The organism is Streptomyces sp. NPDC051322 (genome assembly GCF_040689485.1).
Classification (GTDB): domain Bacteria; phylum Actinomycetota; class Actinomycetes; order Streptomycetales; family Streptomycetaceae; genus Streptomyces.
Genome location: NZ_JBFBAK010000008.1, coordinates 138451 through 151604 on the forward strand (window position 1 = coordinate 138451; position 13154 = coordinate 151604).

The window sequence follows — 13154 nt, forward strand, 5'->3', positions numbered from 1 at the left end:
TGAGTGCACGGGACAGACCGGGAGGCGGGCCAGGCGCATGGTGCGGAGCAACACGGGATCCGACGGTGAGCGGCAGGGGGAGCCTTCGCGCCGCCGGCTGTTCGCCCTGACCGGCAGCACCGCGCTGGCGGCGCTGGGGGCGGCGGGCTGCGGCTCGGGTGGGAGCAGCGCGAAGGGCGGCGGAAAGAGTTCCGCGTCCGGCTCATCTTCCGGATCCGACCCCGGCCCCGGTGCCGAGGGCCGGGTGATCGCGCCGCCCGCCACCGGTGTGCTGGCCGCCAACGTCAACCAGAACCTGGACCGGATCAACTTCGGTGAGTCGGCCGCCGTCTCAGGTACCTGGATCCGGGGCTTCTACGTCATGTCGGACGCCGGCCACGGGAACCCGGCGACTCAGCCCGGCCTCGCGAAGCTGCTCCGGGCCGCGGCGCGCGGCTACGGAACCGTCCTGGGTCTGAAGTTCCAGTACGCGAACGAGCCGATACCGGTGCCCGGCAGCCCGGCCATGCGGACCGCGCTCGCCCGGCTGGGCAGGGTACTGGCCGCGACCATGGGCAAGGTCGACATCCTGACCATCGGCAACGAGCCGTTCTTCGAGACGAGGGGGACGGACCGCAACACCTCTCGCATCAACACCTTCTACGAGACGCTCGCGCTGCACACCGCCCGGTACCGGCAGCAGCACTTCCCATCGGGCTGTCGGACGAAGATCTACATGGGTGCGCTCACCGGTCTGGACAAGCCCGCCGACCGGACAGCGCAGACACGGCGCTGGATGACCTTCACCGCCCGGACCCGCTCCATCGCCGGAGTGGACATCCACCCGCACGTGGCCGATCCCTCCGACGCGCAGAAGTACGTCGACTACGTGCTGCCTTGGCTCCGCCCCGACCAACGCTTCCTCGCCACGGAGTTCTCCCTGGTACTGCTCTGGAAGGCCCACCTGAGCGACTCGGTCGACCCGCACTTCGCGGCCGTCAACGGCCTCCGGCGCGGCACTCCTGTCTGGCAGGTCATCAGGGATGCCACCCGGCAGCCGTTCGGCGAGAAGAAGTGGAACGACTTCCTGCTCTCCTGCTCCTGGTACGCGGCCAACCGGAACTTCCTGACGGAGCAGATGCGGCGCTTCCGCAGTACCGGAAGGCTCGCCGTGGCCGGCTACGGCATCACCCAGGACGAGGCGGCAGCACGGGACTTCGGGCCGAACAGCCATCCCTGGGTGATCAACAGCCTGTTCTGCCCTTACACGTGTATGCCCGAGCCCAGCGGCCTGCCCGGGCGAAACACCACCTGGTGCGGCCAGTTCCGCTCCGCTCAGCACCGATGAAGACACCGGACCTGGCGCTGCCTACGGAGCCGTCCGACCTCACCATCTTCCGACCAGCCGGTCACCGACACCTGGAACGCCACCGCGCCGATCGGGGGTCACCCTGGACAGCACGACGGGTACGGTGACTGCGCGGTAAAACGACAACCGATCAGAATCGATCTGCCGCACGCTCTTGCAGCGGCGTTACGGCCGTGGCCAGGTGGCCGTATGTCAGGTGCTACTGGATGAGCGCACACGCAACTGGGGGAGGACGAAGAGCTGGTGCCTCGGGCCGTCGGGCCTGTCCAGCCTGCGCGACAGCAGCTCCACCGCGCACACGCCGACTTCGTGCTTGGCCGGCGCGACCGCGCTCAGCGGCGTGTCCGCGAGTGCTGCCACCTCGTCGTCGTAGGCCACGATCGCCACGTCGTCGGGGGCGGACAGTGAGCGTTCACGCAGGCGCCTGAGCAGCGTGAGTGCCTCGTTGTCAGGGTGGGCAACGACGGCATCGACCCGACGGTCAGCCGCAGCGTCGAGGAGCTGCTTGAACTGGCAGTCGTATTCGGGGCTTTCGGGGGGCCAGTTGCCGATGTCGAAGACGGAAGCCGGGCGGAGCACCTCGAGCCCCTCGGCCCGCACCGCCGCTTCGAACCCCTCGACGACCCGGGGCGCCGTCGGACTGGTCCCCCGTACCAGCAGCGCGATACGCTGCCGCCCAGCCTCGACCAGGTGCCGCACAGCCATGCGTGCGCCATGGACATGGTCGGAGACCACATGGTCGAGCGCCCCGGCCGTGCTGAAATCGGACCGCCGCTCCACCAGGACGGTGGGTACCGGCAGGCTTTCGTGCCAACCCTGCGGCTCGGACGGCACGATGAGGAGTCCTTCGACCCCGTCGGCGACCATCTGGTCGGCCTGCGTCCGCTCCACATCCGCACGGTAGTTGGAGATGTCCAGGATCAGCCGGATGTTGTGGGCCGCGGCGGCCTCGCGCGCACCCTTGATGACCTCGGGATAGTAGTAGGTCGCGGACGGGACGATCATGCCGACGGGGCGCTCTCGGCGCTCCCGGCTCCGTGCCTCGGGGCTCGGGCGGGCGTTGGCCGGTGCCGTCTCCGCCCAGCGCTCGGGAAATACGGCGCCACCGTGCACCCGGGCAACCAGCCCACGATCGGCCAGGCTCTCCACGTCGCGGCGGACGGTCACCGGGGAGACGCCGAGTTCAGCAGCGAAATCCGTGACCCTCAGGGCCCCGTCCTTTTGCAAGCGACGCAGAATCGCCTGATGCCTGTCCTCCGCGTGCACGCTGTACTCCCCTCGCAACGACACTCCTGTTCAGAGGCAGTCTAGCTGGGCGATAGATCGATTGTGTTCGTTTCCCTCTGTACGAACAAATTTTGGCTGTTCGTGCTCGAACCGTTGCCTGCTTTGCGACGTGCATGCTAGAAACCCAGCCCATCAGGCCAGCGTCGGCGGAACGGCGCGCTCCAGCCGAAAGGGCTGTCTCCCATGACCTCTGCCTTGCCACGCCGTGTGTTCCTTCAGCTGACGGGAGGCACCGCTCTGGCCGTCGGAATCGCGGCCGGCACCGCGCCGCCGGCCACAGCCACGGAGCCTGCCATCGGCTCATCCACCAACGACGCGGTCACCGGCGAGTTCGCCGCCCTGCGCACGAAGTGGCGCGATCTGATGCTTGGCACCGGGTTCAGCCCCACGGCCGAGCCCTTCAGGACACTGCTCGCCAACCTCGGTACGTCCGCACAGGAATTCCTGTCCACCATGGCCCCGGCGCAGGGCTCGCTGTGGCCGGATGCGGTCTGGGCGGACCCCGACCCGGACACGGACGCACAGTCGTACGGCTTCTCCGCGAACATGAATACCGGCTACACCCGGCTGAACACGATGGCCCAGGCGTGGGCGCAGCCCGGCACCGGGCTCACCGGAGACGCCACACTGCTCCAAGCAGTCCTGACCGGTCTCGACCACATCAACACCCAGGTGTTCAACGAGAACACCAAGCAATACGGCAACTGGTGGAACTTCCAGATCGGCGCGCCGCAGGCGCTGATGGACACCTGTGTGCTGCTCTACGACCACCTGACCGCCGACCGGATCGACCGCTACTGCCGGGCGGTCGACCACTTCATCCCGGATTCGGTGTTCGCCTCGTACACGGGCACCAGCACCGGCGCCAACCGTGTCGATCTGTGCCGGGGTGTCGTCGTGCGCGGCCTGGTGGGCGAGAATGCGGCGAAAGTCTCGCTGGCCGCGCAGTCCCTGGCCCCGGTCTTCCCCTATGTGACCTCCGGGGACGGTTTCTACGACGACGGCTCGTTCATCCAGCACACCTACGTGCCTTACATCGGTGGCTACGGAGCGGTCCTGCACGATGGCGTGGGCCGGCTGCTGGCGTTGCTGCGCGGATCGGCCTGGGAGCTGCACGACCCCAACACCCAGCTCTTCCTCGACACCGTCGACAAGGCCATCGCACCGTTCATTTACAACGGCCTGATGATGGACAACGTCTCCGCCCGTGGCATCAGCCGCGCAGGCACCTCCGACCACACCAGGGCGGTCGGGCTGCTCGCCTCCATCCTGTTGGTCGGCCAGGGCGCGAGTCCGGAGGAGAACACGCGGTGGCGCGCCATGGTCAAGGGGTGGATGCAGCGTGACTACTACGCCCCGCCGCTGAAGAGCCCCGGGCTGAGCCTGGTGCGGGCTTCCCTGCTGCAGTCTCTGCAGGACGACACATCCGTAAAGCCCGCCCCCGAGCCGGTCGCGCACCGCCTCTTCCACAACATGGACCGCGCCACCCACCGCCGTCGCGGCTGGGCCGCCTCCGTCTCCATGGCCTCCCGGCGCATCGCCTACTACGAGTTCGGCAACGGCGAGAACGCCCACGGCTACCACAGCGGCTCCGGCTGGCTGTCCTGGTGGGGCTCCGACCACGGCCTGGAACAGTACTCGGACGCCTTCTGGCCGACTGTCGACCCCTACCGCCTGCCCGGCATCACCGCATCACGCAAACCGCTCGCCGACGGTGAGGGCGGCAACTGGGGCGCCCGCCGTCCCGACGTCGCATGGGTGGGCGGCACCACTGACGGCGAATTCGGTGCCACCGGCCAGCACCTCAAAGGCCTGTCGTCCACCATGAGCGCCCGGAAGTCCTGGTTCTGGCTCGACGACTCGATCGTCTGCCTCGGCGCGGGCGTCACCGCCACCGACGGGTACGCCGTCGAAACCACCATCGACAACCGCGCCCTCGGCACCGCCGGCGCCCCCACGCTGACCGTGGACGGCCAGGTCCAGCCCACCCGGCAGGGTTGGAGCCGCACCTTCGACGACGCGAAGTGGGCGCATATCGCGGGCCACGCCGGTTACGTCTTCCTCGGCGGCGCTGCGGTCAGCGCGGTACGCGAGGAGCGCACGGGTACCTGGCACGACATCAACACCGGGGGGCCCACCACCCCGATCACCCGTCGCTACCTGACCCTCTACACCGACCACGGCATCGACCCCACCGACGCCGGATACGCCTACCTCATGCTGCCCGGCGCCAGCAAGAAGACCACGGCCCACCGCGTCGGCGAAATCCAGTCGCTGAAGATCATCGCCAACGGCAGCCGCCAGCAGGGCATTCGCGTTCCCAAGCTCGGCCTGACCGCAGTCAACTTCTGGGCCGCGGGTATGGTCGACACGGTCACAGCGAGTGCCCCCGCATCCGTCCTGATCCGCGAGAACCGGGACGGCACCGCGACCGTCGTCGTCTCCGACCCGTCCCGCCAGGCCACCAGCCTCGACATCACTTGGCACAAACAAGTCAGCGGAGTGATCTCCAAGCCCGCCACCGTCACTGCGGCGTCCACCGGATCCTCGCTGAAGCTCAGCTTCGGCGACCTCACCCGCACCGCCGGCGCCTGCCAAACGATCAAGGTCCGCCTCGGCTGACCCCCTGGACCGCGGGCGCGCCGGGACTGGGCGCGCCCGCTCACCCGGCAATCCCGGAGGAGACAATGCGACGAAGCATGGTTCCGTCAGCCCTGTGTGCCCTGCTTACAGTGCGGCGCGCGCTCCGCAAGACCGTCCTGGGCGCGGGGGCCACCGCGCTCGCCGTGATCCCGGCCCTGGCCTCACCCGCGTCCGCGGCCGGCTTCACGGTGTACACCAACGAACGAAACACCATCACGCCCGGACTGCGGCAGTACGGCGCCGTCAAGTCCACCGTCGTCTACGACGCCTTCAAGTTCACCTGCGACGCCCAGGGCTGCTACTCCAACGGCGGGGCCCTGCCCGCCAAAGCCACGTATGAGGCCACAGTCCAGGAGTACGTCAGCCAGTTCGGGGGCGACGCGTCCTCCCCGGTGGTGCTGGACTTCGAGAACATCGTGCTCACCGCCCTGTCCGGGCAGGCCGCCACCAACGCGTTCAATCTGTGGAAGCAGCTCATCACCTGGACCCACGAGGCGGTGCCCTCCGCCCCGGTCGGCATGTACGGCTACGACTGGTCCACCCAGAACAACAGTCTCATCAAGCAACTCCATCAGAACGGCCTGTTCGACTTCTTCGCACCCCGCGCATACTGGGACAGCGGCGAGACCCAGTCCAGCTGGTCCAGCCAGCTCGACCAGGCCATCGCCAATGACCACTCCCTCGCCCCCGGCCGGCCCGTCTACCCCTACATCAATCCCCAGCAGATCAACGGCGGCTACCTGTCCGGCAGCACCTGGTCCTACGTCATGAATCAGCTCAAGTCCAAGACCGAAGGCGCCGTGGTCTGGGAACCGTCGGCCTCCGACTCCTCCGCCTGCAACTGGGTCCTGCAGAACTCCTACGAGATGGGCGTCATCACCGGCACCTCCAGCAGCGGTCCGCTGACGGCCACCGCAACAGCCCCCAGCGGCAGCTGCGTTGTACCGCACGGGACGACCACCACGATCCCCGTCACGATCAAGAACACCTCCGGCTCCACCACGGCCGCCACCACCATGCAGAGCTTCACCGGAGCGCCCCAGGGCATCACGGGCACCTGGACGTACTGGAACGTCCCGTCGCTGGCACCGGGGGCGACCTGGACCACGGCCCTGATCCTGACGATCCCGTCGTCGGAGACCTGGAGCACCGCTCTGTTCCACCTTCGTACCGGGCTGAGCGACACCCGCTACGCCGTCATCGTCCAATGAGCCAACCAAGTCCAACGGACGAATGGACCGGCTGAGCGAGGAGATCCACCTGCAACGGGGAAACGTCCGGCACTTCGCCGTCGACGACTTCGCGCTGCGCCGCGGACATCACTACGCCGTCCCTGCGGGGAGGTCGTCCAGCCGGGCGGCCCGGCGAGAATCGACGGCTACCTGGCCGGATGTTTTATCGGCACCCGCACACTCCCGGGCTGCTGTTCCTCAGCACTCGATGATGTTCACCGCGAGCCCGCCCCGCGCGGTCTCCTTGTACTTGACCGACATGTCGGCGCCGGTCTCCTTCATGGTCTTGATGACCTTGTCCAGGGACACCTTGTGGCTGCCGTCGCCGCGCATCGCCATCCTGGCCGCGGTGACCGCCTTGACCGCGGCCATGCCGTTGCGCTCGATGCACGGGATCTGGACCAGGCCGCCGACCGGGTCACAGGTCAGGCCCAGGTTGTGTTCCATGCCGATCTCGGCGGCGTTCTCCACCTGCTCGGGGGAGCCGCCGAGTACCTCGGCCAGCGCGCCGGCCGCCATGGAGCAGGCGGAGCCGACTTCCCCCTGGCAGCCGACCTCGGCGCCCGAGATGGAGGCGTTCTCCTTGAAGAGCATGCCGATGGCGCCAGCGGAGAGCAGGAAACGGACCACGCCCTCCTCGTCGGCGCCGGGCACGAAGTTGATGTAGTAGTGCAGTACGGCGGGGATGATGCCGGCCGCGCCGTTGGTCGGGGCGGTGACGACGCGGCCGCCCGCGGCGTTCTCCTCGTTCACGGCCATCGCGTAGAGGGTGATCCACTCCATGGCCCGGGCCAGAGGTTCACCCTCGGCGCGCAGCTGGCGGGCCGAGTGGGCGGCGCGGCGGCGGACCTTGAGGCCACCGGGAAGTATGCCCTCACCGGACATGCCGCGCGAGACGCAGGACTGCATGACCGCCCAGATGTCGAGCAGCCCTTCGCGGATCTCGGCCTCGGTGCGCCAGGCCATTTCGTTCTCGAGCATCAGGGCGGAGATCGACAGGCCGGTCTCGCGGGTCAGCCGCAGCAGCTCGTCGCCGGTGCGGAAGGGGTGCTTCAGGACGGTGTCGTCGAGGACGATGCGGTCCTCGCCGACAGCGTCCTCGTCCACGACGAAGCCGCCGCCCACCGAGTAGTACGTCTTCTCCAGCAGCGGGGCGCCCTCGTGGTCGTGCGCGAAGACCGTCATGCCGTTGGCGTGGTACGGCAGCGCCTTGCGGCGGTGCAGGATCAGGTCAGCGTCGTAGTCGAAGGCGATGTCGTGCGCGCCCAGGAGATTGATGCGGCCGTCGCTGCGGATCGCGTCGATCCGCTGGTCGGCGTGTTCGACGTCCACCGTGCGGGGCGACTCGCCCTCCAGACCGAGGAGCACCGCCTTCGGGGTGCCGTGCCCGTGGCCGGTCGCGCCCAGCGAGCCGAAGAGTTCGGCGCGCACCGACGCGGTGTGGGCCAGCAGACCCTCGTTCTTCAGGCGGCGGGCGAACATCCGGGCGGCCCGCATGGGGCCGACCGTATGGGAGCTGGACGGGCCGATGCCGATCGAGAACAGGTCGAAGACCGAGATGGCCACGGGGAACTCCTAGCTGGTTGGTAGACGCCGTTGTCTGCCGGGGTGGTGCAGATGCGTGAGCGAAGTACACGGTGCGGGGCACCGCGCGCACGGTCCAGTGTGCGCGGTGCCCCGTGGTTCGAACAAAAACCGTACGAAAGCGTACGGAACTGCTATTTCAGGCCGGGGTACAGCGGGTGCTTCGCCGCCAGGGCGGTGACCCGGGCGGCCAGCGCTTCCCGGTCGTAGGACGGCTTGAGCGCGGCCGCGATGATGTCCGCGACCTCGGTGAAGTCCGCCGCCTGGAATCCGCGGGTGGCCAGGGCCGGCGTACCGATCCGCAGGCCCGATGTGACCATCGGCGGGCGGGGGTCGTTCGGGATGGCGTTGCGGTTGACCGTGATGCCGACCTCGTGGAGGCGGTCCTCGGCCTGCTGGCCGTCCAGCTCGGAGTTGCGCAGGTCGACGAGGACCAGGTGCACGTCCGTACCGCCGGAGAGCACCGAGACGCCGTGTTCGGTGACGTCGGCCTGCACCAGGCGCTCCGCCAGGATGCGGGCACCGTCCAGGGTGCGCTGCTGGCGGTCCTTGAAGTCGTCGGTCGCCGCGACCTTGAAGGAGACCGCCTTGGCCGCGATCACATGCTCCAGCGGGCCACCCTGCTGACCGGGGAAGACCGCGGAGTTGATCTTCTTGGCGAGCTCGGCGGTGGAGAGGATCACGCCACCGCGCGGGCCGCCGAGGGTCTTGTGCGTGGTGGTGGTGACGACGTGCGCGTGTGGGACCGGGGAGGGGTGCAGACCCGCGGCCACCAGGCCGGCGAAGTGCGCCATGTCGACCATCAGGTACGCGCCGACCTCGTCGGCGATCTTCCGGAACGCGGCGAAGTCCAGCTGCCGGGGGTAGGCGGACCAGCCGGCCACGATCAGTTTCGGCTGGGACTCCTTGGCGAGGCGGGCGACCTCGGCCATGTCGACCTCGCCGGTCTGCTCGTCGACGTGGTAGGCGACCACGTTGTAGAGCTTGCCGGAGAAGTTGATCTTCATGCCGTGGGTCAGGTGCCCGCCGTGTGCGAGGTTCAGGCCCATGATCGTGTCACCGGGCTTGAGCAGCGCGAACATGGCGGCGGCGTTGGCCTGGGCACCCGAGTGCGGCTGCACGTTCGCGTGCTCGGCGCCGAAGAGCGCCTTCACCCGGTCGATGGCGATCTGCTCGATGACATCGACGTGCTCGCAGCCGCCGTAGTAGCGGCGGCCGGGGTAGCCCTCGGCGTACTTGTTGGTGAGGACCGAGCCCTGGGCCTCCATGACGGCGACCGGAGCGAAGTTCTCCGAGGCGATCATTTCGAGGGTGGACTGCTGGCGGTCCAGCTCGGCGTCGACAGCGGCGGCGACGTCCGGGTCGAGCTCATGGAGGGAGGAGTTCAGAAGCGACATCAAAAGTCCCTAGTTGCCGGCGGAGAGAGCGTCGTACTCGTCGGCGGAGAGCAGATCGTCCGGCTCACCGGTGACGCGCACCTTGAACAGCCAACCGCCCTCGAAGGGGGCGGTGTTCACCAGCGACGGGTCGTCGATGACGTCCTGATTGACCTCGGTGATCTCACCGGAGACCGGTGCGTACAGGTCGCTGACCGACTTGGTCGACTCCAGCTCACCGCAGGTCTCGCCCGCGGTCACCGTGGAGCCGGCCTCAGGGAGCTGTGCGTAGACGACGTCGCCGAGCGCGTTGGCCGCGAACTCGGTGATGCCGACCGTCGAGACGCCGTCCTCGGCGCCCGACAGCCACTCGTGCTCCTTGCTGTAACGCAGCTGCTGGGGGTTGCTCATGACCTGATTCTCCCGGATGCGGTGGAGTGCTGATGAACGGATGTCTTGAGTGCTGAGATGAAGGCGGGACCCGGAGGGGTGTGCTGGGTCACTTCTGGCGCTTGTAGAAGGGGAGCGCCACGACCTCGTACGGCTCATGCGTACCGCGAATGTCCACGCCCACGCCGGAGGTGCCCGGCTCGGCGTGTGCCGCGTCGACGTAGGCCATGGCGATCGGCTTGCCGATGGTGGGCGAGGGGGCGCCCGATGTGACCTCGCCGATCACCCGGCCTTCGGCGACGACCGGATAGCCCGCCCGGGGGACCCGGCGGCCCTCGGCGATCAGGCCGACCAGCTTGCGCGGCGGGTTCGAGGACGCCCGCTCGGCGGCGGCCTCCAGGGCGGTGCGCCCGACGAAGTCGCCCTCCTTCTCGAACTTGACGACCCTGCCGAGACCGGCGTCGAAGGGCGTCAGCGCGGTGGTCAGCTCGTGCCCGTAGAGCGGCATGCCCGCCTCCAGGCGCAGCGTGTCGCGGCAGGAGAGACCACAGGGAACCAGACCCACCGGGGCGCCGGCCTCGGTCAGTGCCTGCCACACCTTCTCGGCGTCGGACGGGGCGACGAACAACTCGAAGCCGTCCTCGCCGGTGTAGCCGGTACGGGCGATCAGCGCGGGGACGCCGGCGACCGTGCCGGGCAGGCCGGCGTAGTACTTCAGTCCGTCCAGGTCGGCGTCGGTCACCGACTTCAGGATGCCGGGGGACTCCGGGCCCTGCACCGCGATCAGGGCATACGCGTCGCGGTCGTCCCGCACCTCGGCGTCGAAGCCCGACGAACGCTCCACCAGTGCGTCCAGCACGGTCTGCGCGTTGCCCGCATTGGCCACGACCAGGTATTCGCTTTCGGCCAGCCGGTAGACGATCAGGTCATCGAGGATCCCGCCGTCCTCCCGGCAGATCATCGTGTAGCGGGCCCGGCCCGCGCCGACGGTGCCGATGTTGCCGACCAGCGCGTGGTTCAGCAGATCCACGGCCTGCGCGCCGGTGATGGTGATCTCGCCCATGTGCGAGAGGTCGAAGAGTCCGGCGCGGGTCCGTACGGCGTTGTGCTCGTCGCGTTCACTGGCGTACCGCAGCGGCATGTCCCAGCCCGCGAAGTCGGTCATCGTGGCGCCCAGCGAACGGTGCAGGGCGTCGAGCGCTGTGTGGCGCGGGGTGGGGTCGGGGGTGGTGCTCATATGTGGGGCTCCCGGGGCATGACAGGCGAGGGTGATTCCTCCCCATCTGTCATCGGAACCTGAGAGGTTCGCCGGCGCCTGTTGAGAAGGCTCGGCTTGCACCTTGGGTGGGACCGCACGGCGGCGGCCCGCTTTTCAGATCTGCCTCGTCCGCGCGGTACGGGGCCTGAGAGATTACAAGGGAGGGACTTGCTCCTTCGGCGCCCCGGCAACTGACCGGGGACTCTCCCGCGCGGATTCGAACGGCCTGTATGGAGTTGGCGCGCACATCATCGCACGGCGGGTGCGACCGGCAAATCACTTGTCCCGCATTACCGTTTCTTTACACTTCTTGGGCAGGGGTTCACTGCGGGACGGGCGGCCTGACGGGGGACCCGACGGGCGTCCCTACGGGGGGAGCGGTCATGACGGGGCAGACACAGGGCGCGGTGACACCGTTGAGGAGTCCGGCTTTACCGGCCGGCGGGCCGGGCGCGTCGGCACGGGAGGCGATGGGCCGTCCGCCAGGGCCGGTGACAGCGCCCACCGTCCGCGATCTGCGGGACCGGGCCGGCCACAGCCCGTACGGCCTGCACTTCGCGCCGGGGGACGTGGTGGTTGTGTCCGGTCTGCCCGGCAGCGGCAAATCCACCCTGCTGAACCGGGCCGCCGCGGCCCACCGCATCGACTCGCAGGACGCACGGGAGCGCTGGGAGGTCCGGATGCCCCGCTTTCTGCCCTACTGGAGCTACCGACCGCTGGTGCGGATCGCGCATTACGCGGGGCTGTGGCGGGCGCTGCGCTCCGGCGAGAGCGTCGTCGTGCACGACTGCGGCACCCAGGCCTGGGTGCGCGGCCGGCTCGCCCGCGCGGCCCGGCGGCGCGGCTGCGCACTGCATCTGCTGCTGCTCGACGTGACGCCGGATGTGGCGCGGGCCGGACAGACCGAGCGGGGCCGGGGCGTCTCCGCGTACGCCTTCGCCAGGCACCGGCGGGCGATCGGCCGACTGGTGCGCGACGCGGAGAGCGAACGGCTGCCCGCCGGCTGCGGCTCGGCGGTGCTGCTCGACCGTGCGGCGGCGGGGGTGCTGAGCCGGATCGGTTTCGGAGACGGGCCCGGTGGCGCGGACGGGCCCGGTTACGCAGAAGGGCGGAACCACGACGGGGCGCCGGGTCGTTAGGGTCGTTCGGTACACGACAGGTAAGAAGGGGATATCTCGGTGGACATGGCATGGCCGGGCAATGAGCTCGAAGAGGTACTGACGGCCTCGGTCGGTAACCCCGCCGCGGGCGGCCGGCTGATCGAGGTGCTCGGGCGCAGCAGCCTCTGGGTGCCGCTGCCCAACGGCGGCAGCAACGACAGCCGTGCGCTCGACCTGCCCACCCTCGACCTGGACGGCGGCGCGTACGTGCCGGCCTTCAGTTCCGAGGCGGAGTTCCTGCGGTGCGTCGGCTCGCACCTCTCCTTCACCGTGGCGCCCGCCGTCGAGTTCGCCCGGGGTCTTCCACCGCAACTCGGCATAGCCGTGAACCCGGGCGGCGCGGTCGGTATGCCGCTTCCGCCGCCCGCCGTCGCCGAGCTCTGCCGGGCCGGGCGCACCTTGCTGGACGGGCCGGCGAGCGGCGGACGGGTGCGGCTCTTCGAACCGGACTGGCAGGAGGACCCGGTGGACTTCCTCTCGGTGGCCGCCGGCGAGTTCGAGCAGATCGGCGTGGTCCGTTCGGCCCGCAGGGCGCTCGCGTCGATCGAGGGCGGCGACCCGGTTCTCTTCGTGGGCGTCGAGTTCGCGACCTGGGACGGCGCGGGCCGGGACGCCCCGATGGACGCGCTCGGCCGGGCGCTCGGCCGGGTCGAGGTGCGCTGGCCGGTCAATCTCCTGCTGCTCGACGTGGCACAGGATCCGGTCGTCGACTGGATGCTGGAGAAGATACGGCCCTTCTACGTCAGGGACGCGCTGACGCCCTCCTAGTGGGTGCCCACGCCTCCGCCCGCCTAAGCTGGTGCAATGCACGGCACGACCGACCGGCGAGCGACTGGCCGACGGGGGAGCCTCCCAGCGACTGCTGGGGGAGGGCGG

10 protein-coding genes and 1 riboswitch are annotated in these 13154 nt (G+C 69.2%); of the genes, 5 read left to right on the forward strand and 5 right to left on the reverse strand.

Annotated features, from left to right (window positions below; all coding sequences use genetic code 11):
* The first annotated feature begins 37 nt into the window (after positions 1-37).
* The gene (locus AB0436_RS19920; protein ID WP_366469227.1) at positions 38-1327 is read left to right on the forward strand and encodes a hypothetical protein; all 1290 of its coding nucleotides are present in this window, start codon (positions 38-40) and stop codon (positions 1325-1327) included.
* Positions 1328-1540: 213 nt separating this feature from the next.
* Here AB0436_RS19920 and AB0436_RS19925 read toward each other — a convergent pair whose 3' ends face one another.
* Positions 1541-2638 (reverse strand): substrate-binding domain-containing protein, encoded by a 1098-nt coding sequence (locus AB0436_RS19925; RefSeq protein WP_366469228.1) that lies wholly within the window; start codon positions 2636-2638, stop codon positions 1541-1543.
* Positions 2639-2818: 180 nt separating this feature from the next.
* On the opposite strand from AB0436_RS19925, the gene AB0436_RS19930 reads away from it, so the two are divergent.
* Positions 2819-5257 (forward strand): polysaccharide lyase 8 family protein, encoded by a 2439-nt coding sequence (locus AB0436_RS19930; protein ID WP_366469229.1) that lies wholly within the window; start codon positions 2819-2821, stop codon positions 5255-5257.
* Positions 5258-5367: 110 nt separating this feature from the next.
* On the forward strand, positions 5368-6489 hold the full coding sequence (locus AB0436_RS19935; protein ID WP_366469230.1) for a hypothetical protein: 1122 nt from the start codon (positions 5368-5370) through the stop codon (positions 6487-6489).
* A 219-nt stretch (positions 6490-6708) separates the two neighbouring features.
* On the opposite strand, the gene AB0436_RS19940 is transcribed toward AB0436_RS19935, so the two are convergent.
* From AB0436_RS19940 to gcvT, 4 genes are all read right to left on the reverse strand, one after another.
* The gene (locus AB0436_RS19940) at positions 6709-8076 is read right to left on the reverse strand and encodes an L-serine ammonia-lyase (protein WP_366469231.1); all 1368 of its coding nucleotides are present in this window, start codon (positions 8074-8076) and stop codon (positions 6709-6711) included.
* A 152-nt stretch (positions 8077-8228) separates the two neighbouring features.
* Positions 8229-9491, reverse strand: coding sequence for a serine hydroxymethyltransferase (glyA, locus tag AB0436_RS19945; RefSeq protein WP_366469232.1), 1263 nt, complete (start codon positions 9489-9491; stop codon positions 8229-8231).
* Between the two features lie 9 nt (positions 9492-9500).
* Complete coding sequence (gene gcvH, locus AB0436_RS19950) at positions 9501-9881, reverse strand: glycine cleavage system protein GcvH (RefSeq protein ID WP_365849114.1); 381 nt, start codon at positions 9879-9881, stop codon at positions 9501-9503.
* 88 nt (positions 9882-9969) lie between these two features.
* A complete protein-coding gene (gene gcvT / locus AB0436_RS19955) occupies positions 9970-11097 on the reverse strand; it encodes a glycine cleavage system aminomethyltransferase GcvT (protein WP_366469233.1) in 1128 nt (375 codons plus the stop codon).
* A 145-nt stretch (positions 11098-11242) separates the two neighbouring features.
* Positions 11243-11338, reverse strand: a riboswitch (glycine riboswitch).
* 250 nt (positions 11339-11588) lie between these two features.
* Here gcvT and AB0436_RS19960 point away from each other — a divergent pair.
* Together AB0436_RS19960 and AB0436_RS19965 are read left to right on the forward strand one after the other, a co-directional pair.
* Complete coding sequence (locus tag AB0436_RS19960; RefSeq protein ID WP_366469234.1) at positions 11589-12257, forward strand: AAA family ATPase; 669 nt, start codon at positions 11589-11591, stop codon at positions 12255-12257.
* A 45-nt stretch (positions 12258-12302) separates the two neighbouring features.
* The gene (locus AB0436_RS19965; RefSeq protein ID WP_366469235.1) at positions 12303-13046 is read left to right on the forward strand and encodes an enhanced serine sensitivity protein SseB; all 744 of its coding nucleotides are present in this window, start codon (positions 12303-12305) and stop codon (positions 13044-13046) included.
* Positions 13047-13154: the final 108 nt, after the last annotated feature.

Bases quoted from the DNA above. Each gene is read 5' to 3' on its own strand.
- gcvH (WP_365849114.1), bottom strand. From the start codon at position 9,881: ATGAGCAACCCCCAGCAGCTGCGTTACAGCAAGGAGCACGAGTGGCTG.
- AB0436_RS19920 (WP_366469227.1), top strand. From the start codon at position 38: ATGGTGCGGAGCAACACGGGATCCGACGGTGAGCGGCAGGGGGAGCCT.
- glyA (WP_366469232.1), bottom strand. From the start codon at position 9,491: ATGTCGCTTCTGAACTCCTCCCTCCATGAGCTCGACCCGGACGTCGCC.
- AB0436_RS19930 (WP_366469229.1), top strand. From the start codon at position 2,819: ATGACCTCTGCCTTGCCACGCCGTGTGTTCCTTCAGCTGACGGGAGGC.
- gcvT (WP_366469233.1), bottom strand. From the start codon at position 11,097: ATGAGCACCACCCCCGACCCCACCCCGCGCCACACAGCGCTCGACGCC.
- AB0436_RS19965 (WP_366469235.1), top strand. From the start codon at position 12,303: ATGGCATGGCCGGGCAATGAGCTCGAAGAGGTACTGACGGCCTCGGTC.
- AB0436_RS19960 (WP_366469234.1), top strand. From the start codon at position 11,589: ATGGGCCGTCCGCCAGGGCCGGTGACAGCGCCCACCGTCCGCGATCTG.